Source organism: Cedecea sp. B1(4), assembly GCF_059414925.1.
This window is the reverse complement of record NZ_JCAHMZ010000260.1, coordinates 1-272: the sequence shown is the minus strand read 5'-3', so window position 1 is coordinate 272 and position 272 is coordinate 1. Positions and strand designations below refer to the sequence as shown.

1 protein-coding gene is annotated in these 272 nt (G+C 59.2%); it reads right to left on the bottom strand.

Annotated elements, in window-relative coordinates:
• Positions 1 to 272, bottom strand: a 272-nt coding sequence (locus ACR6JA_RS22860) for a hypothetical protein (RefSeq protein ID WP_494599768.1), incomplete at both ends; no start/stop codon positions are given.

Sequence of the window (272 nt, the reverse complement as noted above, 5' to 3'; positions counted from 1 at the left end):
GTCCGGGGTCAGGCCCGCGATGCTTGCGATCGAGCGAAAGGATTTGTCGGGGAAAACGGTCTCGTAGACGGTGAAATCGCGATCTTGGCCATGAAAAGCCCGGATATTCACACGAGTGGCAGGAAAGCCCAGCACGTAGACTGGATTGGGCATCGTGTATTCGGCGCCACTGGGGATGCGGGGAGATTCTACGATCGCGCCACCGCCCAAGCTCGAAATCCAGCCGATCAGCTCGTGAGGCTGAGCGCCGCCATGGCATGACAACGCCATTT